Annotated in this window: 20 protein-coding genes; 9 read left to right on the top strand and 11 right to left on the bottom strand. The window is 57.1% G+C overall.

Annotation, left to right across the window (positions count from 1 at the left end):
- The 4 genes from JSS95_06370 to JSS95_06355 form a co-directional block, all read right to left on the bottom strand.
- Nucleotides 1-294 carry a hypothetical protein gene (locus JSS95_06370; protein ID MBS1799435.1) on the bottom strand — a complete coding sequence of 98 codons (294 nt, stop codon included), beginning with the start codon at nucleotides 292-294 and terminating at the stop codon, nucleotides 1-3.
- The gene (locus tag JSS95_06365) at nucleotides 294-767 is read right to left on the bottom strand and encodes a cytochrome c-type biogenesis protein CcmH (protein ID MBS1799434.1); all 474 of its coding nucleotides are present in this window, start codon (nucleotides 765-767) and stop codon (nucleotides 294-296) included. The genes JSS95_06370 and JSS95_06365 overlap by 1 nt, the downstream gene beginning before the upstream one ends.
- Before the next feature lie 4 nt (nucleotides 768-771).
- Nucleotides 772-2,841 (bottom strand): heme lyase CcmF/NrfE family subunit, encoded by a 2,070-nt coding sequence (locus JSS95_06360; protein MBS1799433.1) that lies wholly within the window; start codon nucleotides 2,839-2,841, stop codon nucleotides 772-774.
- A gap of 84 nt (nucleotides 2,842-2,925) precedes the next feature.
- On the bottom strand, nucleotides 2,926-3,348 hold the full coding sequence (locus tag JSS95_06355; protein MBS1799432.1) for a response regulator: 423 nt from the start codon (nucleotides 3,346-3,348) through the stop codon (nucleotides 2,926-2,928).
- A gap of 444 nt (nucleotides 3,349-3,792) precedes the next feature.
- Between JSS95_06355 and JSS95_06350 the strand changes: the two genes are divergently transcribed.
- From JSS95_06350 to JSS95_06335, 4 genes are all read left to right on the top strand, one after another.
- Entirely contained in the window at nucleotides 3,793-5,586 is a 1,794-nt protein-coding gene (locus JSS95_06350; GenBank protein MBS1799431.1) for a sodium:solute symporter family protein, read from the top strand.
- Between the two features lie 78 nt (nucleotides 5,587-5,664).
- Nucleotides 5,665-6,879, top strand: coding sequence for a glycosyltransferase family 61 protein (locus JSS95_06345; protein MBS1799430.1), 1,215 nt, complete (start codon nucleotides 5,665-5,667; stop codon nucleotides 6,877-6,879).
- A gap of 56 nt (nucleotides 6,880-6,935) precedes the next feature.
- A complete protein-coding gene (locus tag JSS95_06340) occupies nucleotides 6,936-7,187 on the top strand; it encodes a hypothetical protein (protein ID MBS1799429.1) in 252 nt (83 codons plus the stop codon).
- Nucleotides 7,188-7,266: 79 nt separating this feature from the next.
- Entirely contained in the window at nucleotides 7,267-9,765 is a 2,499-nt protein-coding gene (locus JSS95_06335; GenBank protein MBS1799428.1) for a protein kinase, read from the top strand.
- A 56-nt stretch (nucleotides 9,766-9,821) separates the two neighbouring features.
- On the opposite strand, the gene JSS95_06330 is transcribed toward JSS95_06335, so the two are convergent.
- On the bottom strand, nucleotides 9,822-10,739 hold the full coding sequence (locus tag JSS95_06330; protein MBS1799427.1) for a hypothetical protein: 918 nt from the start codon (nucleotides 10,737-10,739) through the stop codon (nucleotides 9,822-9,824).
- A gap of 362 nt (nucleotides 10,740-11,101) precedes the next feature.
- On the opposite strand from JSS95_06330, the gene eno reads away from it, so the two are divergent.
- The 4 genes from eno to JSS95_06310 all read left to right on the top strand — a co-directional run bounded on the left by eno (nucleotide 11,102) and on the right by JSS95_06310 (nucleotide 16,325).
- Nucleotides 11,102-12,394 carry a phosphopyruvate hydratase gene (eno, locus tag JSS95_06325; protein ID MBS1799426.1) on the top strand — a complete coding sequence of 431 codons (1,293 nt, stop codon included), beginning with the start codon at nucleotides 11,102-11,104 and terminating at the stop codon, nucleotides 12,392-12,394.
- A gap of 179 nt (nucleotides 12,395-12,573) precedes the next feature.
- Nucleotides 12,574-13,971 (top strand): glucose-6-phosphate dehydrogenase, encoded by a 1,398-nt coding sequence (gene zwf / locus JSS95_06320; GenBank protein MBS1799425.1) that lies wholly within the window; start codon nucleotides 12,574-12,576, stop codon nucleotides 13,969-13,971.
- A 10-nt stretch (nucleotides 13,972-13,981) separates the two neighbouring features.
- The gene (locus JSS95_06315) at nucleotides 13,982-14,689 is read left to right on the top strand and encodes an NAD-dependent deacylase (GenBank protein ID MBS1799424.1); all 708 of its coding nucleotides are present in this window, start codon (nucleotides 13,982-13,984) and stop codon (nucleotides 14,687-14,689) included.
- A 25-nt stretch (nucleotides 14,690-14,714) separates the two neighbouring features.
- A complete protein-coding gene (locus JSS95_06310) occupies nucleotides 14,715-16,325 on the top strand; it encodes a 2,3-bisphosphoglycerate-independent phosphoglycerate mutase (GenBank protein MBS1799423.1) in 1,611 nt (536 codons plus the stop codon).
- 33 nt (nucleotides 16,326-16,358) lie between these two features.
- On the opposite strand, the gene recR is transcribed toward JSS95_06310, so the two are convergent.
- Genes recR through JSS95_06290 form a run of 4 tightly spaced genes read right to left on the bottom strand, consistent with a single transcriptional unit; the run spans nucleotide 16,359 to nucleotide 19,752 of the window.
- A complete protein-coding gene (gene recR / locus JSS95_06305) occupies nucleotides 16,359-16,937 on the bottom strand; it encodes a recombination protein RecR (protein MBS1799422.1) in 579 nt (192 codons plus the stop codon).
- Nucleotides 16,938-16,957: 20 nt separating this feature from the next.
- Nucleotides 16,958-17,281 carry a YbaB/EbfC family nucleoid-associated protein gene (locus JSS95_06300; protein MBS1799421.1) on the bottom strand — a complete coding sequence of 108 codons (324 nt, stop codon included), beginning with the start codon at nucleotides 17,279-17,281 and terminating at the stop codon, nucleotides 16,958-16,960.
- Nucleotides 17,282-17,308: 27 nt separating this feature from the next.
- Nucleotides 17,309-19,240, bottom strand: coding sequence for a DNA polymerase III subunit gamma/tau (gene dnaX, locus JSS95_06295; GenBank protein MBS1799420.1), 1,932 nt, complete (start codon nucleotides 19,238-19,240; stop codon nucleotides 17,309-17,311).
- 53 nt (nucleotides 19,241-19,293) lie between these two features.
- Nucleotides 19,294-19,752: an SET domain-containing protein-lysine N-methyltransferase gene (locus JSS95_06290; protein MBS1799419.1), complete on the bottom strand. Its 459-nt coding sequence runs from the start codon at nucleotides 19,750-19,752 to the stop codon at nucleotides 19,294-19,296.
- 539 nt (nucleotides 19,753-20,291) lie between these two features.
- On the opposite strand from JSS95_06290, the gene JSS95_06285 reads away from it, so the two are divergent.
- Nucleotides 20,292-20,711, top strand: coding sequence for a hypothetical protein (locus JSS95_06285; protein MBS1799418.1), 420 nt, complete (start codon nucleotides 20,292-20,294; stop codon nucleotides 20,709-20,711).
- Nucleotides 20,712-20,715: 4 nt separating this feature from the next.
- Here JSS95_06285 and flgL read toward each other — a convergent pair whose 3' ends face one another.
- Nucleotides 20,716-21,615, bottom strand: a complete 900-nt coding sequence (gene flgL / locus JSS95_06280) for a flagellar hook-associated protein FlgL (GenBank protein MBS1799417.1) — start codon at nucleotides 21,613-21,615, stop codon at nucleotides 20,716-20,718.
- 36 nt (nucleotides 21,616-21,651) lie between these two features.
- Nucleotides 21,652-23,061 carry a flagellar hook-associated protein FlgK gene (flgK, locus tag JSS95_06275; protein ID MBS1799416.1) on the bottom strand — a complete coding sequence of 470 codons (1,410 nt, stop codon included), beginning with the start codon at nucleotides 23,059-23,061 and terminating at the stop codon, nucleotides 21,652-21,654.
- Between the last annotated feature and the right edge of the window lie 11 nt (nucleotides 23,062-23,072).

Here is a 23,072-nt window from a genome sequence, read left to right as displayed (position 1 = left end):
CTATGCGCGACTGCCTCGCCCACTTATCCCGCGCCGTTCGAGCGCTTCCATCTCGGCGATCACGGCTGCGGCCTCGTCTTCCAGTGAGGCGCGCTGCTCGGCGTAGTCCTGCTCAGGGTACTTGCCGGCCAGATACTCGAAGTTGAGGTCGCGAAGGTTGTCGTAGATGACGTCCTTACGTTCGCGCAGGTAGTCGACGCGCGTCTTGTCGGCCTGGAAGAAGGGGTTCCGCTCCGGCCAGAAGATGAAGGCAAACAGCGCGATGGTGAGGGCAAGACCGGCGATGGTTCCCATTAGTACTCCGTCTCCCGGCGAATGCGCTCGCGCAGAGAGTCTCCCTGCGAACTCGACGACCCGGGTGCTCCAGCGATGGCGGTGCGCGAGCTGCCGCGCTTGTGCCACATCGAGATCAACACTCCGGTGCCGACGATGGCCAGTACAAACACCGCAGCGGGGGCGATCCACGCTGCGTTATCGAAGCCTCCGCGGATGGGCGCAGCCAGTACGGTTGGCCCGTATTTGGCGGAGAACCAATTCAGCACCGCCGTGTCTCCGCCTCCTGCAGCCAGCTGCTGCCGCAGTTCGCCGATCATGCGGTCTGAGTCGGGGCAACCGACGTGGTTGCACTCGAGCAGAATCTGCCCGCAGCTGCAGACGCACATCATCTGATGGCCGAGTCTGCCGAAGCGGTTATTGGAATCGGCGCCGAGCATGACCAACGCCAGCAGGCAGACGGCTGCTCCTTGAAACCACCTTCGTGAGGTCATGTTCCTAAGCATGATGGACCTCGGCTTCCGCAATAGCAGGAACCGGAACCGGTACGGCCGCACGCGCAGGCGAACGGGTGAGGTTGGGCACTAGTGCAAGGAATGTGCCCAGTACAACGATCAGGACACCGATCCAGATCCAGTTGATCAGCGGATTGATGAAGACCTTGATGATCGGCTTGTCGGTATCGGGGTTCTTACCTTCATAGATGACATATAAATCTTCGGCCAGCGTTGAGCGCAGCGCCACCATCGTCGAGGTCGTCTGGCTGGCGATGTAGAAGCGCCGCTCCGGAGCCAGCTGCGTGAGCTTCTTGTTGCCCTTGTAGACGTCCAGCAGGGCGTATTCGGTATCGTAGTTCGGATTCGAGTCCTGCGTGAAGCTCTGGCAGACCAGCTTGTAACCCCCGAGCTGCATCGTGTCGCCGAAGCCCATCTCCTGCTCCTGCGACTGGTTGAAGGCTCCGCCCGCGATTCCGATGAACATGACGACGATGCCGAAGTGAACGATGTAGCCACCATAACGGCGAGTGTTCCGGCGTACCAACAAGATGGTTGAAGCGAAGAGGTTCTTGCCCGTCTGGGTGCGTACGACGCCGGCTCCCCGCAGGAACTCTGCCGCGATCGCCGTAATGACACCCGCGGCGAGAGTGAAGGTGATCAGCGAAAAGATCTCCGCCTGCATATCGTCACCTGCGCTCCATGGCCGAACGCCGGATGCAACGCAGACGGCAAAGGACACAGCCATTGCGATTCCGGGAAGGATAAAGTTGCGGCGAATGGAGCGAAGCGAGGTCGAACGCCAGGCCAGCAGCGGCCCGATGCCGGTGAGGAAGAGCAGAAAGATGCCGATGGGAAGATTGACCCGGTTATAGAAGGGGGCGCCGACCGTGACCTTCGATCCCTGTACATACTCGCTCAGGACAGGGAAGAGCGTACCCCACAGCACGGTGAAGCAGGCCACCAGCAGGATGAGGTTGTTGAACAGGAAGCTCGATTCGCGGCTTACCAGCGACTCGAGCTTGTTCTCGCTCTTGAGATGGTCCTTCTGCTTGAAGAAGGTGAACAGGCAGATACCGAAGACGATCAACATGAAGCCGTGAAACCAGCTTCCGATCGAAGATTGTGCAAATGCGTGTACCGAACTGACCAATCCAGAGCGCGTGAGATCAGTTCCTAGAAGTGTCAGCAGGAACGTCGAGAAGATCAGCCAGACGTTCCATGTCTTCATCATGCCGCGTTTCTCTTGCATCATGACCGAGTGCAGAAAGGCGGTGCCGGTGAGCCAGGGCATCAGTGAGGCGTTCTCGACGGGGTCCCATCCCCAGTAGCCGCCCCAGCCGAGCACGCTGTAGGCCCAGTGTGCGCCGAGGAAGATACCGCAAGTGAGGAAGAGCCACGTCACCATCGTCCAGCGGCGAGTGATGTGGATCCACTTCTCGCCGGGATAACGCATCATCAGTGCGCCCAGTGCGAATGCAAATGGCACAGAGAAACCGACATAACCGAGGTACAGCATCGGCGGGTGGATCACCATCTCCGGGTATTGGAGAAGGGGATTGAGACCGTTTCCATCTTGCGCGAGCGGGCCGGGTTGAATGGCGAATGGCGGAGCCGCAAAGTTCAGCAGCAGCAGAAAGAAGATCTGAATGCCGGCAAGGATCGTCGAGGCGAAGGCCGAGAGACGGACGTCGATCTTGTGGCGCATCCTCAGCACGAATCCGTAGCCGCTCAGCAGCCATGCCCACAGGAGCAGAGAACCTTCCTGGCCGCTCCACAGTGCGGAGAACTTGTAGGCTGGATTCAGGTCGCGATTGGTGTGCTGAAGGATGTAGGAGACTGAGAAGTCGTTCGTGAAGGCAGCCCATACCAGAGCGAATGCCGCGCAGGTGAGAGCAATGAAGCTGGCGATCCCTGCCCTTCGGGCCGTCTCGCCGAGTCGTCCGGCACCATCGCCCCCGGCTGTGATGCCGGTTGCCGATCGTGACCGCCAGAGCGCAAGCGCTCCAAAGACCAGCGTGTACGCACTCAGCGCCAGCGCCAGCAGCAGCGCAAAACTCCCGAACTCGGGCATAGGATGGCTTCGCATGGGTTCCTCTCTGCAATTCTCTCAATTGCAGGGGGGAAACAGCAAAAGGCCCAGGCGAATAGCGCCCGTTTATCGCGCAGGAGGCAGCGGGGGAGCGGTATGGATCTCTTCGACAGGTGGTATGTCGCTGACAAGCTCATGAACGCATTCCAGGAGGCGTTCCGGGGGCAGGGGCTTCACGCGGAATTCCACATTCAAACCACGGTACTCCTCGACGGCCTCCTCCATCCCGCTGATGACCAGGATGGGAATCCTGGGGTGAAAGCGCCGGATCTGCTGGACGAACTCTTTCCCGCTCATCCCAGGCATGATGTGGTCGGTGACGACCAATTGGACCTCGGCGGGAAAGTCGCCATTACGCAACTGTTCGAGTGCCCGTGCCGGATTCAAGGCTGTGATGACGAAGTAACCGGAACGGCGCAGGATGGTCTGCCGAATCGCAGCCTGAACAGCGTTATCGTCCACCAACAGAATAGCCATGGGTGAGGGCATCAACTGCTCCAACGGAGAGGCTGCCAAGTTTGCGTTCCTCCTGCACTCTTCTCCAAATAAGTTTGCCGAGTGAGTCGGAGAAAAGCCGATCCGCAAAATAGGTCCCCGGGCAAGCAGATTCAAATTCGTTCACTCAGAAAATCGTGATAGCGGATTTGAATAAATGGTGATGCCGATTGAAAAACAATCGCCAAATAGAAACACTCTAACCTTCATTCTGTCGAATGTTCTTATTTAGCTCATCTGATGCTACTTGTGGAACCGGGAGTTTTCTTCCCACAGCAGTAGAAATGCAAAATTTTCTACCGGCCATCCCACTTTGGTAGAGGTTAGGTCAACGGCGGCTGGCGTGGACCGGAGACGGCAAATGCGCTAGACGAAGGAAGATAAACGATTTACAGTTGCCCCAAGCAAGCTAAACGAACGCATTTCTGAAGGGGAATCGTGAACCTTTCCATCGTCGACTGGCTGATCATGCTGGTCTATTTTTCCTTCGTTCTGGGCATTGGCTTTGCCCTCAAGCGCTACATGCGCACCTCGAACGACTTCTTTCTCGCAGGCCGGTCCATTCCGGCATGGGTCTGCGGACTGGCCTTTATTTCGGCAAATCTCGGCGCACAGGAAGTCATCGGCATGGGAGCGTCGGGCGCCAAGTATGGCATCAATACCAGTCACTTCTACTGGATAGGCGCAGTGCCGGCGATGATCTTCGTCGGCATCTTCATGATGCCGTTCTACTACGGTTCCAAGGCACGTTCGGTCCCCGAGTACCTGCGAATGCGCTTCGACGAGAAGACGCGCGCTGTAAATGCCTTTTCGTTTGCCATCATGACGGTGCTTTCTTCGGGCATCTCCATGTATGCGATGGCACTGCTCATCCAGACCCTCGGATTGTTCCATGGCATCATTCCGGACCATTACATCTTTCACGTCTCCATCATTCTGTCTGCGGTCATCGTGCTGGGGTATATCTTCCTGGGCGGGTTGACCAGCGCTATCTATAACGAGGTATTGCAGTTCTTTCTTATTGTTGCCGGGTTCGCTCCGCTTGTCTGGATTGGGTTGAAGAACGTTGGAGGGTGGCAGGGCATCAGACAGACGCTTCCCGCGGCCATGACGCACTCATGGCGGGGAATGGCACATGCCAGCACGAACACGCTTGGTGTTGAGTGGGTGGGCCTGGCGATGGGACTTGGCTTCGTGCTCTCCTTCGGCTACTGGTGCACCGACTTTCTTGTCGTTCAGCGGGCCATGGCGGCCGACTCAGAAGAGTCCGCACGGCGCGTTCCGCTGATTGCGGCGATCCCGAAGATGTTCTTTCCGTTTCTGGTGATTCTGCCCGGCCTCATTGCAGTGAGCATCACCTCGCACGTAGCTGCTGCCCCTTCGGCTGTCGTTGCGGGACCGGCAGCCACTGCTCCCCTGGTCGATCAGCATCCTCATGGAATCATTCCGCAGAAGACGAACCCTCTGAATGGACAGCCCATCGTGGATAGCAAGGGAGAGCCCGTCTATAACTACGACCTCGCCATTCCGGTTATGCTGCTTCACTTCTTCCCGACGGGCATTCTTGGGCTGGGACTCACGGCACTGCTGGCCAGCTTCATGTCGGGCATGGCCGGCAATGTGACAGCCTTCAATACCGTTTGGACCTATGACATCTACCAGGCCTATATCAACAAACGGGCGACGGATGCGCACTATCTCTGGATGGGACGAATGGCGACGATCGGCGGCATTCTGCTGTCAATTGCCGCAGCGTATGCCGCCACCAGCTTCAATAACATCATGGATGCGTTGCAGCTTGTCTTTTCGTTTGTTAACGCTCCGCTGTTTGCCACCTTTCTGCTGGGAATGTTCTGGAAGCGGACGACTGGCCACGGCGCATTTGCCGGACTGGTATCGGGTACGCTGGCGGCTCTGCTGCATCATGGACTCACGATTCCAGTGGACGCTATGCCCGGCATTCACGGAGGCTGGATCGGTATCGTCCATCGCTACCCCAGCGACATGGCGCAGAACTTCTGGACGGCGATCTTTGCGTTTTCGGTGAACCTGATTGTCACGGTTGTTGTCAGTCTGATGACCAGGCCTCGAGCGGAATCGGAACTAGTTGGCCTGGTGTATTCATTGACGCCGAAGCCGGTAGAGCATCACCTTCGGTGGTATCAGAAGCCAGCGACTCTGGGATGGTGCGTTCTGGGACTGCTGGTGATCCTCAATCTTATCTTTGCTTGAAATGTTCGAGGCCAAGATCATCTCTAACGATTAATTAGACCGACGTTCGAGTGCTTTCTTCGGAAGTTGAGGATTTAGATGCAGCAGCCATATGGTCCCGGGTTAGAGATCGTTCCCGATAAGCTGGGAGCAAAGCTTGCCTGGGCGATGAAAAAGGTCATCAGGAAGGCCGACAAGACTCTACTAAAGCCACTCGACAGCATCGGTCTTGAAAGGCTGCGTGTGACACATCTGATCGCGGCCAAGGACCGTTTCGGGAAAGAGGTCAACGATCTCCGCGTTTTTCATGAAGCGAGGACGGTCAACATCGCGCGCCCCGGTGATGGGGCATTTCTTGATTTTGCCAAAAATTACAGCTCCGGCGATATCAAAATCCCTGAGGTGTTTGTCTGCAATGTCTCCCAGGCCTTGTACTACCCCCATCTTGGGTTGGTCGCGAACAAAGACTTCGAGGTCTTCTGCGACTCGGTCCTGTTGCCGCACCGGTTTCAGCTAAGTCCGGCCTATCGCAGTTTTCGTCCGCGACAGGTTGCACACCGCGCCGGTACATGGTCAACCATCCAGCGCATTGATTCCTACAGCTTCTGGCACTGGTTCGCCGATTGCCTTCCTCAGCTGCTCACGCTTGAAAGATATATGGAGGGCAAGCCGCTTACCTTGTTTGTGACGGACGATCTTGGCCGGTTTCAACGCGAAACTCTGGCCCTTATGCTGCCTGCCAATATGTCGATCGAATCGGTCCCGGGCAAAAAATGGATCGGCGTTGATCATTTCATTCTGCCTTCTTACCTGTCGGGAAGGTGCAACGGTTACTTGCCTGATGGCTATTACGACGAGATACGGCGGCGCATCACGCGAGGGTTCGGCCTGCCGGAGAATGCACCCAAAGATCTCCGAATTTATCTCTCCCGGTCCGGGGCCAAACGACGGAGGATCGAAAATGAGGTTGCTCTGATGGAGATGCTGACTGCGTATGGTTTTGTGTCCATCAGGCCGGAGACGATGAGTTTGCGCGATCAGGTGGAGATGTTTCAACGGGCCGAAGTGATCGTTGGCCCCCATGGAAGCGGGTTGGGAGGAATTGTATTTTCTCCGGGGGCGAAGCTGCTGGTCTTTTATTCCGAGCCACGGCCAAGCGAATACTTCTACACCATGGCGCGGTGCATCGGAGTCGAACACTATGGCGTGATACACCCATTCAGCTACGATGAGGACTGTGCGGACGATTTTCCAGTCGATCTGGAGCGTATTGAAGCAACTCTGTCCGGGCCAATGGGATTGAGTAAAAGGTAAGATTGGTTTGCATGAGGGCTGCACTGGGAAGAGCAGTGCGCCAGGTAAGGAGAAGCATGGGTCTCGATATCCGTGTTCCGCTTGGACTGATCTTCCTGATCGTCGGCGGCGTCATGAGTGTTTATGGAGTCATTACGCGGCACTCGGCCATCTATGAGCGATCGCTTGGAGTGAACCTGAACCTTGGCTGGGGTCTGATCATGTTTGCGTTTGGCGTCATCATGTTTGTTATAGGTCGCCGCCAGAAGTGGCACGATGATCCAGTCAATCCGCGCCCCTGGGAGCGTGAGGGCGGGAAGCGCCATTAGTACGGGTTTCTGAAACCGGTGCAGGTCGAAATAACGCGGCGGCAATCTTCCACATGCAACTCCTTGCAATAATGGAGCCATGAAACGCCGTGTCATCGAGCAATATGAGCTCGTTCGCAAGATAGGTGCCGGCGGTTCCGGCGTGGTCTATCTCGCCAACGACACGCTTCTTCAGCGGCCGGTTGTGTTAAAGCTGCTGAAACGCGGCAACCTTACCATTGAGCAGATGCGTGCTACGCAGCTTCGCGAGGCCCGTCTTGCCTCGGCGATCGATCATCCGAATGTCTGCGCGATCTATGAGGTTGGCGAGGCTCCATCCGAATCTGGCGACGGAGCTGAAGCTTACATCGTCATGCAGTACGTCCCGGGGAAGTCGCTCGACAAGATTATTGCCGAAGGGCCATCCAGTCTTGAACTTGTACTATCTGCGGGAATCCAGATTGCGGACGGCCTCTCGGCGGCGCACTTTCTGGGTATCTTTCATCGCGACCTCAAACCGGCGAACGTCATGCTGACGGACGGCGGCCTCATCAAGATTCTTGATTTCGGGCTGGCCCGCAGGCTGGCGCTCGACAAGACCGATTTTGACCCCTCCGGCCCTGCCGACAAGCGCAACCTGCCGCCGATAGGAGCGACCTATACCGCTCGCGGCGGAACCATCGCCTACATGGCGCCGGAGCAATTTGTTACCGGACAGTCTAGCGTTCAATCCGACATCTTTGCCCTTGGTTTAATCCTCTTCGAACTTGCCACCGGAAGGCATCCGTTCCACCGCCCGGATGCTCCCGACTTTCAATCTATTCGTGCGATCCAGTTTGCGGACCCACCGTCTATCCGGGAGATTGCGCCGCAACTCCCGGTCGAGCTTGAGAGCGTGATCCTGCGCTGCCTGGAAAAGCAGCCGGCGGCTCGCTTTGCCGCCGCTGCCGATATTCGCGAGTCGCTTAAGACGATTATGCGCTCCATGCAGCTTGATGCCGCAGCATTGATGACCAGCGGTGAGTCGCTATCGTTGCTGCCTTCGCAGGGAAGGCTGGCCCTCGATACGCCTGAAGAAGAGAAGCGCACGACCGGGATCCTCTCGATGCTTGCTGAGCGCTTCCGCGAGTCCGGATCTTCTTCAGGAAACAAGCAGACGAACAGCATCGTGGTTCTGCCGTTTGTTAACTATGGTCCCGCCGATGTGGCGCCGCTGTATGGCTATGCTCTGGCCGATGCTATCGCCGCCCGTCTTGCTCGTATGCCGTCGCTGGTGGTTCGCCCGTCGAGTGCATTGATGACGGTGCCTACGCAGCAACTCGATCCACTCAGCGTAGGCAAGAAGCTGCTCGCCGACTATGTTCTGACCGGAAATTTCCTTCGCTCAGAGAAAGGCTTCGACCTCAACTGGCAGTTACTCGATGTCCCCGGCCAGAGCGTTCGAGCAGGTGGCTCGATCAACGTTGCGTCTTTCGACTTGGTCAGCGTGCAGACCGAGATATGCAACGAGGTCTTCAGTACCCTGCAAGGTGTAGGACGGCTAGGCACCCTGCCGGAGAACAGCCGCGCAACATCGCTGACGGACGATCTCTCGGAGGAGTATCTGCAGGCGCGTGCGTTGCTTTCATCATTTATGACGCGCACCGGCAGCCGCGATGATCTGGACCATGCTCGCCGGATATTCGAATCAGTGGTGAAAAGAAACGAAAGCTATGCGCCCGGCTGGTCCGGTCTCGGCATTACGCATCTCCAATACGCGCGTCACGGTCTCGGCGGACAGATGCATGTACTGGAGGCCCGTCGCGCGTTCGACCGCGCGCTCGAACTCGACCCCGGCTCAGTTGAGGCAAATCTCTATCGCGTCTACATGTTGCTCTCGCGTGGTGAAAAGGAATCGGCGCGTCATGGCATTGAGCATCTGTTGCAGACGGCCGGCAATGATTGGAACGTCCGCATGGTCGCCGGTCTTACCCTGCGCATCGATGGTATGTACGAGGAGGCGCTCGATCAGTTCAATGCTTCGCTACGCATGAACCCATCCAATGCCGCGATTATTTATAACCACCGCGCACGGGTTTACCAGTATCAAAACCAGATGGAGCTTGCCGCCGACGAGATAGAAAAAGGATTTATGCTTGAGCCGCGTCAGCCCTTGTTGCGTATCTCGCTTGGCTACCAGCAGATGCGTACCGGCAACCTGGCTGCTGCCATTGAGACGCTGGAGAATGTCATCCGCGACGAAAAATCGCTTCGCATTGTGTTTCCCACGATTGCACTCTGCTACGTACAGCTTGGCGACAGACAGAAGGCTGCGACCTTCATCATCGACGAGACGCTGGCTGCCGCTGAGGCCGACAGCGAGATGGCCTACCGGCTTGCGACCTATTTCGCGGTGGATGGCGACGAGAGCGAAGCATTGCACTGGCTGCGGCGGGCGATCTATCTCGGCAATGAAAACTATCCGTGGTTTTCAAAGAACCCGGCATGGAAAAGACTGTCAGGACATGCCGATTTTGAACGGATTCTCGAAGACCTCAAGAAGAGCTATCGTCGCAACCAGAAGAACTGGAGACGCTTGCTCGCACAGGTGCGCAACTAGCTTGGCAAACTAAAAGGCGGGCACCGGCCCGCCTTTTGGTCTTCTGCGAGCAGAAATTATTCGGTGACACCGGTCCTTGAAATTGTCCCGGCGCCGGTATCCCTTCTATCGATCGAGACTGAATGAATCGGTTTGAGAATCAGCGGGGTTGTCAGGCTGAAGACGAGCCGTGAATCCTTGACCAGCGTTGCCTGACGTTCCTGCTTGAGCCACATGACTGTCGTAGCTCCCGCGCCGATGCCTGCGCCGACGACAGCTCCTACGCCACCGCCGAGCATCGCGCCCGCAACAGCTCCGCTGCCCGTGGTGAGGGCTGCGACAGCCAAGGTCTCCTTGGCACGGTCACGGCGCTTCAGAGTGCCTTCACGGTCTACGTTGAAGCTGCTCAGCGTTGTATCGATCAATTGTGCATGGATGGTGTACACCGTACCGTCAGGCAGAGTAATCGTGCGCGGCTCAAGGTGCAAAGACGCCGCGCCAGAGATACGCCTGCCGCTATGCACCTCAGTGACCTGCCCTTCCAGCACCGAGCCTATCGGGATGATCACCTGACCATTGTTCGTGACGGACTCCATGATCTCGCCGGTGAAGCGTGCTCCGGGCTCTGTCGTGGACGTCGAGAGCTGCTCGCGCATCCGCACACGGAGCAGAGTACCTTCATCGATCTCTCCAACTTTCTCCGGGACGCTGGTGACAATCTGTGAGTCAACATCGGCCGGGACCGCCTGGGGTGCGGTTACAGCAACTGCACCGGGTACAGTTGGCCCTTGATAGGGGACATAGGCGCCATAAACTTCTTCCGGCTTTGCCGCTGAGGGCTTGGCTGGAGCAGTGCCAGGGGCCGCCGCGGGTGCTGTCTCTGCACTGGTCGCGTCGATCGTAACCGGATCGGGATTGGAGACGCCTGTTGTCTGCGCAGCCAGTGGGAGGGCGGCAAATGCAAATAGCGCGGCAGTCGTCATGCGTGTCTTCATGGAATAGTCCTCCGGGGCTTACCTGATGCTTTCCCCTTGTAAATAGGCTAAAGCTAGAGAATGTGGCGACGAGAAATTCGATAGCAGGGAATCGACCCTGTTACTACATCTCTGAGTACATCCAGCGCTCTGTGGGGTCAACATTTTAGGCGTTCATGCGTCGCCCCTCTCTAAAGGTCCAGCGCTTTGCTAGAATTTCAATGGTGAAATCTTCTGGCGCCAGTTCTGGGCATAACTTCGTTCAAACCATCGTCGCGACCGGCGGAGCGTCTGTGCCCGTCGATCGAAGGCCGAAGCTGAACGAGAGGCTCATTCATCGCGTCGTTCAACAAAACTCTGCATCATCCAGCTACAGGAGCAACATGACTGAGATTGTCTCTATCCATGCACGTGAGATCCTCGACTCCCGCGGTAATCCTACCGTCGAAGCAGACGTCGTCCTCGATGGCGGAGCCCGCGGACGCGCCGCCGTTCCCAGCGGGGCCTCCACTGGCGAACACGAGGCCGTCGAGCTGCGCGACGGTGATAAGGAGCACTATCTCGGCAAGGGCGTTCTGAAGGCGGTTGAGAACGTCGAGTCGATTCTCGCCCCCGAACTTACAGGTATGGACGCCTCCAACCAGCGCCTGATCGACGCAACCATGATCGGGATCGACGGCACGCCGAACAAAGGCAAGGTAGGTGCGAATGCTATCCTCGCCGTCTCGATGGCTGTCGCTCGCGCGAGCGCAGACGCTCTGAAGCTGCCGCTCTATCGCTATCTCGGTGGCGTCAATGCTCGCGTTCTGCCTACCCCGATGATGAACATCATCAACGGAGGCTCCCATGCCGACTCGAACGTGGATTTTCAGGAGTTCATGGTCATGCCCGTCGGTGCGGAGTCCTTCTCTGACGCGCTGCGTTGGGGGACTGAGACCTTCCACACGCTCAAGGGCGTGCTCAAGAAGAAGGGCTACAATACCGCAGTAGGCGACGAAGGCGGCTTTGCTCCGAACCTCAAATCCAATGCCGAGGCCATCGAGCTGATCCTCGAAGCCATCGATCTGGCAGGTTACAAGGCCGGCGAAGATATCGCCATTGCGCTCGACCCTGCATCGAGTGAGTTCTACGACAAGGCCAGCGGCAAATACATCTTCAAGAAGTCCGACAAGTCTGAGAAGACATCTGCGCAGATGGCGGAGTTCTGGGAGTCATGGGTGCGTCAGTATCCTATCGTCTCGATCGAGGACGGCTTGGCGGAGGATGACTGGGACGGCTGGAAGCTCCTCACCAAACAGATCGGCGACTTCACTCAACTCGTCGGTGACGACCTCTTCGTTACCAACGTCGAGCGTCTCCAGCAGGGAATCGACCAGAACGTCGGCAACTCGATCCTGATCAAGGTCAACCAGATCGGCACGGTCTCCGAGACACTCGATGCGATCGAGCTTGGCCGCCGCTACGGCTATACCTCAATTATCAGCCACCGCTCCGGCGAGACGGAAGACACCTTCATCGCCGACCTGGCAGTGGCCACGAACGCCGGCCAGATCAAGACCGGTTCGGCCTCGCGCACTGACCGTATTGCAAAGTACAACCAACTCCTTCGCATCGAAGAAGAGCTTGGCCAGTCTGCGGAGTTCCTTGGCATCGAGAGCGTCAACTTCGGTGAATAACCGTTGATTGATTCACACACAATGAACCCCGCTTCGGCGGGGTTCGTTGATTTTGGATGCTGTGTAACGAATTTCACAGAACGACGGGTACGACATAGACTGGAGCGTGCCGTTCAGGAGGCTTCGTGCCAGACACTCAGTCGTCTAAAACTTCCCCTGCACCTGTACACTCTGATGCTCTGGTCTTCTTCGGAGCCACAGGCGATCTTGCTTACAAAAAGATATTTCCAGCCTTGCAGGCGATGGTGAAACGCGGCCATCTTGACGTGCCCGTCATTGGAGTGGCCAAGGCGGGCTGGACTCTCGACCAACTAAAGGCCAGAGCGCAGGATTCACTTGAGCAGCACGGAGGACTGGATCAGGCGGCCTGGCAGAAGCTTTCTTCGCTCCTGAGATACGTCGATGGCGATTATGCCGATGCCTCTACCTTTACCGAGGTTCGCAAGCAGCTCGGTTCGGCCCAGCATCCTGCGCACTACCTCGCGATTCCGCCAGCGCTCTTTGAAAAGGTTGTAGAACAACTGGTCCAATCCGGCTCAGCCAAAGGCGCTCGCATCATCGTGGAGAAACCCTTCGGGCACGATCTTGCTTCGGCGCAGGAACTCAATCGCATCCTGCTCTCCGCCTTTCCGGAGTCCTCGATCTTTCGTATCGACCACTACCTGGCAAAGGGGCCGGTCCATAACATCGTCTCTTTTCGTTTCTCCAACTCGTTTCTTGAGCCATTGTGGCACCGCGATCATATCGAGAGCGTCCAGATCACCATGGCCGAAGACTTTGGCATACAGGGTCGCGGCGTCTTTTATGACCAGACCGGTTGCATACGCGATGTCATCCAGAATCACATCTTTCAGGTTATGTGCAATCTCGCAATGGAGTGTCCTGCGCGGCACGACAGCGAATCGATTCGCGATGAAAAAGTTAAGGTCCTGAAGGCCATTCCGCCAATTGATCCGTGCAATCTGGTTCGAGGCCAGTTTAACGGCTATAAAAATGAAAAGGGTGTTGCATCCGATTCCACCGTGGAAACCTTTGCCGCATTGCAGCTCGAGATTAAATCCTGGCGGTGGGATGGCGTGCCCTTCTATATCCGTGCCGGAAAGGATCTCCCCACGACCTGTACGGAAGTCATCGCGCGCCTTCGTCGTCCTCCACAGACGGAGATGACTGAGGCAGCGCCGCAAAACTACATGCGTTTCCGTATCAGTCCTGAGATGACCATCGCTCTCGCCGTCTCAATCGCCACGCCGGACGAGAAAGGCCAGCGTTCGCTGATTGAGCTTGAAGCCTGCCGCCATCCGCGTCCGGAGGAGATGGAGGCCTACGAACGTGTGCTTACCGACGCCATGACGGGGGATGCCACGCTCTTTGCGCGGCAGGACTATGTCGAAGAAGCCTGGCGCATTGTCGATCCCATCCTCAAAGCGCAGACCCCCGTTTACAACTATCAGCCGCAAACGTGGTGGCCATCCGAAGTACCAGAACAGACTCGCGCGAACGTCACGCCGCCAGGCGGCTGGCAGTCGCCGGTCTCAGATTCTGCCGACGATCTCCACATTGTTTCTCAACCAGCCTGAACCCGATACGATGAAGTTGCTATCTACGGATCGTCTCTTCGTTCTTACGGGAGCAGGTATCTCTGCCGAAAGTGGCCTTGCCACGTTTCGTGGCTCCGGTGGCTTGTGGAACGGCTACCGCGTCGAGGAGGTCGCGACTCCCGAGGCATGGGACGTCGACCCTGAACTTGTCTGGCGCTTCTACTCCATGCGCCGACGCGATGCTCTTGCTGTCAAGCCCAACGCTGCACACAGCGCCCTTGCCGCACTCGAAGCCAAACTTGGCGGCCGCTTCTATCTCTGTACACAGAATGTCGATGATCTTCATGAGCGGGCCGGCTCACGCAATGTCCATCACATGCACGGTTCTCTCTTCCAGTCACGTTGCGTGCGTTGCGATAGGCCTTTTGCCGATCGGTCTTTTTACGAAGCCGCGTCAATGCTTCCCACATGTAAAGATTGCGGTTCTCCCGTGCGTCCGCACATCGTCTGGTTTGGCGAGCTACCGCTCAATCTGGACGCAATCTATGCAGAACTTGACCTGGCTACGGCTCTGCTCGTCGTGGGCACCTCCGGCTCCGTCTACCCTGCTGCTGGATTCGTCCATATCGCGCGCCAACGCGGAATCCGTACTGTCTACATTGGCCCAGAAGAGCCAGCCAATGCTAAAGCTTTCAGCGAAGTCATCCTCGGCACAGCTACCGACGTTCTTCCTCGATTCACCCTCGACGATAGGTAACTCTTGATATCCTGAATGACAGAAAATGCCTAATAAACCGATTGTCCTCACCATCCTTGACGGCTGGGGCTACCGCCCCGAGACCCATGGCAACGCTATCGCACTGGCGCGCAAGCCCATCTATGACAAGCTGCTCGCCAACTATCCGAATACGTTGATCCGAGCCAGCGAGCGCTTCGTTGGCCTCCCGGAAGGCCAGATGGGCAACTCCGAGGTCGGTCACCTCAATCTTGGCGCGGGGCGGGTCGTCCGCATGGATATCACTCGCATAGATTCTGCCATCACCGACGGCAGCTTCTTCACCGATCCCACACTGACACACGCTGTTGAACTGGCGGCGAGAGAGAACCGTGCCCTCCACCTCTTCGGCCTTGTTTCCGATGGAGGAGTTCACTCGCAACAGCGCCATCTCTACGCCCTGCTTAGGCTTGCAGCGCAGCACCGTCTCACGCGCGTCTTCGTCCACGCCTTCATGGATGGTCGCGACACGATGCCGACCAGTGGCCTCGGCTATCTTGAAGCGCTAGAGCAGCAGATTCAGGAGATTGGCGTTGGCCAGATAGCCTCTGTTTCGGGCCGCTACTTTGCAATGGATCGCGATCTCCGATGGGAGAAGGAACGCCAGGCATTCGACGCCATGGTGACCGGACATCCTCAGGGAGGCGCCTACGCCGATCCTCTTGCTCGCGTCCGCGAACTCTACAATAACAACATCACCGATGAGTTTGTTCCGCCTTTCACCGTTGTCGATCAGCATGGTAAGGCAATCGGACCGATTCGAGACAACGATGTCTGCATTTGCTTCAACTACCGTGCGGACCGCGTTCGCCAGATCACCCGCGTCCTCGGCAGGAATATTCCCGGCGGACTTACGGCTGCAAATGCGCTCGACCTCCCCAAGGCATCCGAATTGGATCTTGAAATTCCCCGCGCCGACGCACCGCAGAATATTCACTACGTCTGCATGACGCAGTACGACAAAAACTTTACGCTCCCTGTCGTCATTCCTCCAGAATCGATGGACAACCTGCTCGCAAATGTCATGGCTAATGCGAACCTACGCAATCTCCGTGTAGCTGAAACCGAAAAGTATGCACACGTCACTTATTTTTTTAATGGGGGAATTGAAAAGCCATTTCCCGGCGAAGACCGCGCATTAGTGCCTTCGCAGAAGGTCGCCACGTACGATCTGGCACCCGAGATGTCCGCTGGAGGCATTGCCGATGCTGTCGTCAAGGCGGTCAACGACACAGCCTTCGACGTTATCATCGTCAACTTTGCCAATGCCGATATGGTTGGCCACTCAGGTAAGCTTGAGCCCACTATCCGCGCCGTTGAAACAGTTGATACGGAGTTGGGGCGCATCTATAACGCTGTCAAACAGCGCGGCGGAGCTCTACTGGTTACAGCCGATCACGGAAATGCCGAGTTGCTCATCGATCCGGTAACCGGTGGCCCACATACGGCGCATACGACGAACCCAGTGCCTTTCATCCTCGTCAGCGACGAACGGGATACAAGCCACCACTCCATCCTGAGGCCGGGAGGAAGTCTGCGCGACATCTCGCCGACGATCCTCAAACTCCTCAACCTTCAGAAACCGCCAGAGATGACGGGAGAAGACCTGAATCAGTAACAAGTACTGCTTTCAGGAGTTTTGGCGGCACTTCTATATTTCCCGCCGTCCTTCCATCGCACGTGTCATCGTCACCTCGTCCGCATACTCTATGTCGCTGCCCGCGGGAACGCCGGTTGCGATGCGCGTCACTTTGATGCGAGGCTCTGCGCGATGAATCTCGTCGACAAGATATCGGGCCGTGGCCTCGCCTTCCGTCGTAGGAGAGGTCGCAAGAATTACCTCGTCTGCTTCAGGAAGCCTTGTCATCAGGTTTGCGATTCGCAGTTGCTCGGGACCAACGCCTCCAATGGGCGACAATGTACCGTGCAGCACGTGATAAACACCGGGATAACTACGGGTCTTCTCAATAGTGGCAATGTTTGTTGGCTCTTCGACAACGCAGATCAGCCCTTGATGGCGAACTGAGTTTGTACAGTAGCTGCAAGGGTCGACATCGGTAATGTTGTTGCAGATTGAGCAAAGCCGCAGGCTGTCCTTCAGCCCACGAATAGCGCCGGCTAGTCTCTCGGCGTCCTCTGGTGAAGAGCGGAGCACATGAAATGCCAGTCGTTGCGCGCTCTTAGTGCCGATGCCCGGCAGCTTCCGCAGTTCATCGATCAACTGCGTCATAGGCTCTGCGAATCGTGCCACTAGGTCAACCCCGGGATATTCAGGCCGCCCATCATTCCGGCAACGTTTGCCTTCATCGCATCGTCGGCACGGCGTCCGGCCTCATTGACCGCCGCTGCGATCAGGTCTTCCAGCAACTCCAGGTCGCTGCCTTGGCTGCTGATAGCTGTAGGCTCAATCTTCAGGCGCAGGACCTCCTTTTTGCCGTTCATTCGCACCGTGACGATGCCGCCTCCGCTTGACGCTTCGACGACAGTTTCCGAGAGCTTGCGTTCCATCTGCTCCTGCATCTGTCGCGCCTGTCCCATCATCTCTTTCATCTTGCTCAAGTCTGAAAGATTCATATCTTCAATCCTTGTCTGTCCATCCTGCTAGTCGTTGTCGCGAAGGTCAATGACATTGCGAATCTCTGCGTTGAACAACCGCTGCGCCTGCTGTACCACGGGATGTTCCAATGCCTTCGCTTGTGCGCTGCCAGTCCTTGCGGGCTTCGCTTTCTTATTTGCCGTGGAGCTTGGCGCCCCCGGCAACAATACCAGCTTCAGTGAACCGATCCCGGCACCGCGCAGCGCAGCGCGGATAACGCGGTCGGCGTCCGGATTGATCACCATCGGCAACATCGTCCTGGAGAGGCCTGTCTGGACGCGAATCTCTCCGTCCCCGATCGTCCACTCCGAATCGGCAATAGCATCCGCGGCCGATCCCTGACTCTTCGCTGCCGACAGCGCTTCAGTCGTCAAGCGCTGAAGCTCGTCGGCCGATAGCTCGCCGGTTGCTGAGACGGCTGGTTCCGGGGCCTTCGTCTCCGGTTGAGGTTCCAGCTGAGAAGCAGCTTCTGAGGGTAGAACAGCAGATTGTGGCTCGCGTTTGATTGCCGAAGTTCCCGCATTCACGGGGATAGCCTGCTCCGCAGCCTTCGGCGGGGTGTCTGCAGGGGTCGCAGGCAGAGCAGGCTCACTAAAAGATTTACGGCTACTATCTGCCGCAAAGGGAGAAAATGCCGGTTTTGCCACTGGAGGAGAAGCGCTCGCAAGCGTGGACTGAACTGGAGGTGCAGATGAAGTGGTTGCTCGCGAACGCGACGGTTCTGCGACGCCTGCCGGTTTGCCAGCGACAGGGAAGCGGCTGAGCACTTCTTCAAGCGGCAGCAAACGGCGCAGATGCACCAGTTTCAGCAGGCCCAACTCAAAATGAAATCGCTGCTCCTGCCGGTAGCCAAGCTCGTCGAATGTTTTCAACATCACCTGAAGGAAGCGTGTCAGCTCTTCTTCGGTGAAGAGCGCGGCCGAACGCGCCGCCCGCCGCTGCTCATCGGCGGAGATCTGCAATAGCTCGGAGGCAGCCCCGTCCGGCCCGGAACCCTCAGGGCCCACACCTGCAATCTTCGCTATGACGCAGTTCCTCAGGTAGCGCACGCATTGACGGGCGAGTTGGGCGGGACTGTTACCCGCATCCAGCAACTCATTGGCGACGGTAATCACATCGGCGCTGCGGTTCCCGTCAACGGCTTCGAAGATGCGTTCGAAGACTGCGTTCGGAACTGTTCCCATCAGGTCGCGAATCTGTGTCACATCAAGCCGGGGCTTGCCATCGTCTACGGGAGCGCTGGCAATCGCCTGGTCCATGATGGAAAGCGCATCGCGCATGGAGCCATCACCAGCTTCGGCCAGCAGCGCGAGTGCCGCATCGTCCGCGTCGATGCCTTCCTGGTTTGCGATCTGGCGGATCTGGCCGAGAATATCGACCAGCCTTACCGCATGAAAGCTAAAGTGCTGGCACCGCGAGCGCACCGTCTGAGGAATGTCCTCCGGCTGCGTCGTCGCCATCATGAAGACGATATGTTCCGGTGGTTCCTCAAGTGTCTTCAGCAGGGCGTTGAATGCCGCATCGGTGATCTGATGGGCCTCGTCGAGGATGTAGATCTTGTACTTGTCGCGGGCCGGACGATAGCGTGCCGCGTCGCGCAGTTCGCGAATCTCATCGATGCCGCGGTTCGTCGCAGCGTCAATTTCGATGACGTCGACGGCATTGCCGGCACGGATCTCGGTGCACGATTCGCAGACTTCGCAGGGTTCCGCAGTAGGCCGTTGGGCGCTGCCGATGGCGTTGCGGCAGTTTAGAGCCATCGCCAGAATGCGCGCGATCGTCGTCTTTCCAATGCCTCGGTGGCCGCTGAAGATATATCCATGCGCAATGCGGCCCTGTGTGAGCGCATTCATCAGCGTTACCGTTACGTGATCCTGACCCACGACATCGGCGAAGCGTTGAGGGCGGTATTTTCTTGCTAAAACCTGATATGCCATAGCCTGGTGCGGTTCAAACGCCGCATCTCGCTATTGTATCGTCCACGGGAGACTCAGGCTTTCGCGGCCTGTGATTTGCGGGCCTTTCTGGCGCGCCGCTTGACCTCGTCATCGGAGAACATCGTCCCCCTGCATTTTGCAGTGCCGCAGTAGCAGTCAGCATCGTCATCGTCGGAGTCATGCAGGTTGTACTCGTAGGTCAGTTCTTCTCCCGCCGCGATATCGCGAGTCGCTACAACCCAGATTCGGCCGTCGATATTTTCTGTCTCACAGTTCGGCTCGCAGCAGTGGTTGAGAAACATCGCCGTACCAAAGCCGTCGATCACTTCGCCGCCGTTCCCTGTGCTGAACAGGTAGGTGATGAACCGGTCCTTATACCGTTCATCGGCCTCGTCTTTACTGAACCGCGGTCCGTCATATTCGACAACCGGCGTACTTTTTTTTATGGGTAGCATTGTGTAGCAGCCCGCTGCATGGATGGACGAAGAGCGAATCACAAGTCCTGAAAGCATGAAGATATGTCCGGATGGAATGAAATTTGCGTGGTCGATGCAGTAAATTCAGCATTGTGGGGCAACTTCCATGCTGCCCCACCCCGTCGCAAAATCGACTATAACAAACCGGCGCTTGTGAGAGTCAAAACATTGCGGGTAAGCCTAAGAGCAAAAGCGCGTACTCTAGCCAGAACATGATGATTCGTCGATCAACCCGGTTGGCTCCCGTTCTTATCGTGCTAGCGGTAGCAATGGAGCCGCTTGGTGCGCACTCCCAAGCTCAGCCGGCCTCCCCCTGCCAAACAACGAATTCAACCAGCAAGGCTCCAAAGGAAGGCTCGGCAAGCCAGTCCATCCGAAAAGCGGATAAGGCCTCGATTCCATGCTCCCAGGAGCCTGCGAAAGAACCCTCCGCAGCCCAGAAGTTCCCATTCCCGGGCGGGGCAGCGCCACCGCCAATGCCCGGTTCGTCATCATCCGTTCCCGATGCCCCTGCCACTCCTGCACATCATCCCTCGGCCGCTGAAGAGCACCCGTTTCCAGGTTCTGCTCCGCCGATGCCAGACGGCTCCAGCAGCAGTTCCAGTAGCAGTTCTTCGAGTTCAGACGATAGCGTACCTCCTGAGGGCGGGTCTCCCCCGCTTGATGACAAGGGAGACAACCCTCAAGCGTCTACTCGCCGGCGTCTGCCCAAAGTACAGAAGTTGCAGTCTGATGAGGATCGCGCCGCGGAAGATTTGAACGTTGCAAAGTTCTACGAACAGAGCGGTGATTTGAACGCTGCTTATCTGCGAGCGAAGGATGCCGTAAAGTACCAGCCTTCAGATCCGGATACCCACTTCGCCTTGGCTCATCTGGCCCAGAAGCTCGACAAACGCGACGAAGCTATTGCAGAGTACAGCGCTTATCTGCAACTTGCTCCCGATGGTTTGCAGATCAAACAGGCGCAAAAGGCCCTCAATCTACTCAAACGCTAATCCTTCACTTCAGATAGTCGAAGAGGTTGACCTTGTTGAGCGTACTTATCACACCCAGCAGTGCCTGATATTGCGTCTGGTTCGACTTCAACTGTGTCGCGACGGAAGCCGGATCGGCGGCTACCAGTGAGCTCTGCTGCGCTTTCATCTGTGCTTCCTGTGTCTGCGCATACGCGCTTGTTGATTTCAGCGTGCTCAGCGAGCTGTTAAGTATGGAACGTTGAGTGGAGACTGTAGTCAACGCTGCGTTGAGAGTAGTGCTGTCCGCCGCGATAGAGGTCGAAGACGCGCCACTGGAGAGGTGGTCGATAAGTTGATTCAAAGCGGTCAGAATACCTGTTGCCCCCGAGCCAAAGATCGACGATCCTGGCAGATTCATCTGAATCTTTTGCCCCCCGGGAGTCTCAATAAACTGCACATTCGTGTCGCCGGCATAGTTGGCTGTTGCTGGAGAGGTTGTCGTATCCAGCGAAAATGGGGCTGTTGCGCCCTGGCTTCCAGCAAACAGGTAGCGCCCCTGGTAACTGGTGTTGCTCAAGGCCAGTATCTGGTCGCGGATTCCTGTCGCCTGTTGCAGACTTGCCTGGAGATTCGCAGCATTCAAGGTTCCGTTCGCTGCCTGCACAGCAAGAGCGATCGCCGAGGTAAGCTGCGCAACGACTTCTCCCAGAGTCGAGTCCGTTACCTGGAGCATCGAGGTCTCGTTCGAAGCGGTCTGTATGAACGTGTCGATCTTTGCAATCTGGCTGCCCATCTGCACGCTCTGTGCAGCAGCCGATGGATCGTCGGAGAGAGATTCAACGCGTAGCCCGCTCGAAAGCTGGCTGGAGAGACTGTTCGCCGTAAGCCCTGCATTGTTCAGCGACTGTGTAAGGCTGTTGATGTAGTTGGGATCTGCCCGCATTGCACGCTCTTTTCCGATGTGTGATGAATGTCTCTGCTACGAAACCGATGTGTTTACTCCAAGATTGAGCGCACTTGACATGATTTCATCGGCAATAGAAAAGACCTTCGCGGCGGCCTGGTACGCGCGCTGATAGCTTGTCAGGTTCGCGGCCTCTTCATCGAGTGAGACACCGGACAGTGCATTCCGCTGCGATGTCAGTTGTGTCAACATCGTCTGTTGTGCGGCGTTGTCTGTCGCAGCTCCCGATGCAGCGCTTCCAATCCGCGCCAGCAGAGAAGCGAAAAAGCCGGATGCGGTTTGTCCGGCAACTAAGGCCGCTCCCGACATCTGCGCCAGCAGCACCGCGTTACTGTTGCCCGTTGCGCCTTCTCCTATGGCAGCAGCTGCAATCGCTTGAGGATCAGATGTGGCGAGACCAATCAGTCCTGCAGCGTCGGCCGTCGAGGCAGGTAAGGTAAAAAGAGCCTGACCAGGGTTGCCATTGCCGTCGAGGCCCTGCGCGTTCACCTGATTGATCTTTGCCCCCAACGAATAGGCGAGGTTGTCGAGAGCGCTCTGAAAGGCCGGTATCTGCTGATCGCGTGCTGCCAGTACGCCGCCAAGCACTCCTCCAGTAAGCCCTGCGGTGACGTTCTGGCTTGATGGACCAGCAAGGAGATGGGTAACTCCGGCAACCTGCGCCGTGCTCATTGCATAGGATCGATCGCCGCTGACAAGTACAGCGCCATTAGTTGTGGTTAGAGTAATTCCATTGGCTTCGTTCGTGATCTGGTTCAGGCCGATATACTGCGACAGTTCTGCAATCGCTTGCTGTCGCTGGTCTTCAAGCACTCCAGCATCGCTGTCAGGTGATGTGCCGCCAATCTGTTTGTTCAGCGCCGCGATAGTCGATGTAAGCGTATTAATGCGGTCGACATATCCGGCGGCCTGCTTGTCTAGATCGTTTGATACCTGTGCAATCTGATTCGACGCCGAGTTGAAAGCATCGGTCAGGCTTTTTGCTGCTGACAGGACAGCTTGCCTAGTCGTCACATCAGATGGGTTTGCCGTCAGAGAGGATAATGAGCCAAAAAACGAGTCCATCGCTGAGCCAACCGCAGTCGTGCTGGCTGAGCTCGACGTTGAGCTGAGGCCAAAGATGTTCTGAATCTGGTTCAAGGCTGAGCTGAGCGCCTCACTCTGCGATTGCGCTTGTGTCTGCTGTTGAACACGTTGTTCAAGAATGCGATCGCGCTGCGAGACCCCCTGTGAGCTCACGGCGACGCCCTCACCTACAGTGTAGGTTCCAATGGTGACGCTGTCCCGCGTCTGCCAGTTGACTACCTGCCGTGTGTAGCCGGGGGTATTCTGGTTGGCGACGTTGTTTGAGATAACTCCCAATGCCGCCTGGTCGGCCATCAGCGTCTGCCTGGCAAGGTCCATCAATGAGTTCACTGTGCCCATGGATCACTCCT

This window comes from Acidobacteriota bacterium (assembly GCA_018268895.1).
Classification (GTDB): Bacteria; Acidobacteriota; Terriglobia; order Terriglobales; family Acidobacteriaceae; genus Edaphobacter.
This window is presented reverse-complemented; position numbering and strand designations above follow the sequence as displayed.

Coding starts and splice junctions, on each gene's coding strand:
- JSS95_06370 (MBS1799435.1), bottom strand. CDS start 294: ATGGGAACCATCGCCGGTCTTGCCCTCACCATCGCGCTGTTTGCCTTC.
- JSS95_06365 (MBS1799434.1), bottom strand. CDS start 767: ATGACCTCACGAAGGTGGTTTCAAGGAGCAGCCGTCTGCCTGCTGGCG.
- JSS95_06360 (MBS1799433.1), bottom strand. CDS start 2,841: ATGCCCGAGTTCGGGAGTTTTGCGCTGCTGCTGGCGCTGGCGCTGAGT.
- JSS95_06355 (MBS1799432.1), bottom strand. CDS start 3,348: ATGCCCTCACCCATGGCTATTCTGTTGGTGGACGATAACGCTGTTCAG.
- JSS95_06345 (MBS1799430.1), top strand. CDS start 5,665: ATGCAGCAGCCATATGGTCCCGGGTTAGAGATCGTTCCCGATAAGCTG.
- JSS95_06340 (MBS1799429.1), top strand. CDS start 6,936: ATGGGTCTCGATATCCGTGTTCCGCTTGGACTGATCTTCCTGATCGTC.
- JSS95_06335 (MBS1799428.1), top strand. CDS start 7,267: ATGAAACGCCGTGTCATCGAGCAATATGAGCTCGTTCGCAAGATAGGT.
- JSS95_06330 (MBS1799427.1), bottom strand. CDS start 10,739: ATGAAGACACGCATGACGACTGCCGCGCTATTTGCATTTGCCGCCCTC.
- eno (MBS1799426.1), top strand. CDS start 11,102: ATGACTGAGATTGTCTCTATCCATGCACGTGAGATCCTCGACTCCCGC.
- JSS95_06315 (MBS1799424.1), top strand. CDS start 13,982: ATGAAGTTGCTATCTACGGATCGTCTCTTCGTTCTTACGGGAGCAGGT.
- JSS95_06310 (MBS1799423.1), top strand. CDS start 14,715: ATGCCTAATAAACCGATTGTCCTCACCATCCTTGACGGCTGGGGCTAC.
- recR (MBS1799422.1), bottom strand. CDS start 16,937: ATGACGCAGTTGATCGATGAACTGCGGAAGCTGCCGGGCATCGGCACT.
- JSS95_06300 (MBS1799421.1), bottom strand. CDS start 17,281: ATGAATCTTTCAGACTTGAGCAAGATGAAAGAGATGATGGGACAGGCG.
- dnaX (MBS1799420.1), bottom strand. CDS start 19,240: ATGGCATATCAGGTTTTAGCAAGAAAATACCGCCCTCAACGCTTCGCC.
- JSS95_06290 (MBS1799419.1), bottom strand. CDS start 19,752: ATGCTTTCAGGACTTGTGATTCGCTCTTCGTCCATCCATGCAGCGGGC.
- JSS95_06285 (MBS1799418.1), top strand. CDS start 20,292: ATGCCAGACGGCTCCAGCAGCAGTTCCAGTAGCAGTTCTTCGAGTTCA.
- flgL (MBS1799417.1), bottom strand. CDS start 21,615: ATGCGGGCAGATCCCAACTACATCAACAGCCTTACACAGTCGCTGAAC.
- flgK (MBS1799416.1), bottom strand. CDS start 23,061: ATGGGCACAGTGAACTCATTGATGGACCTTGCCAGGCAGACGCTGATG.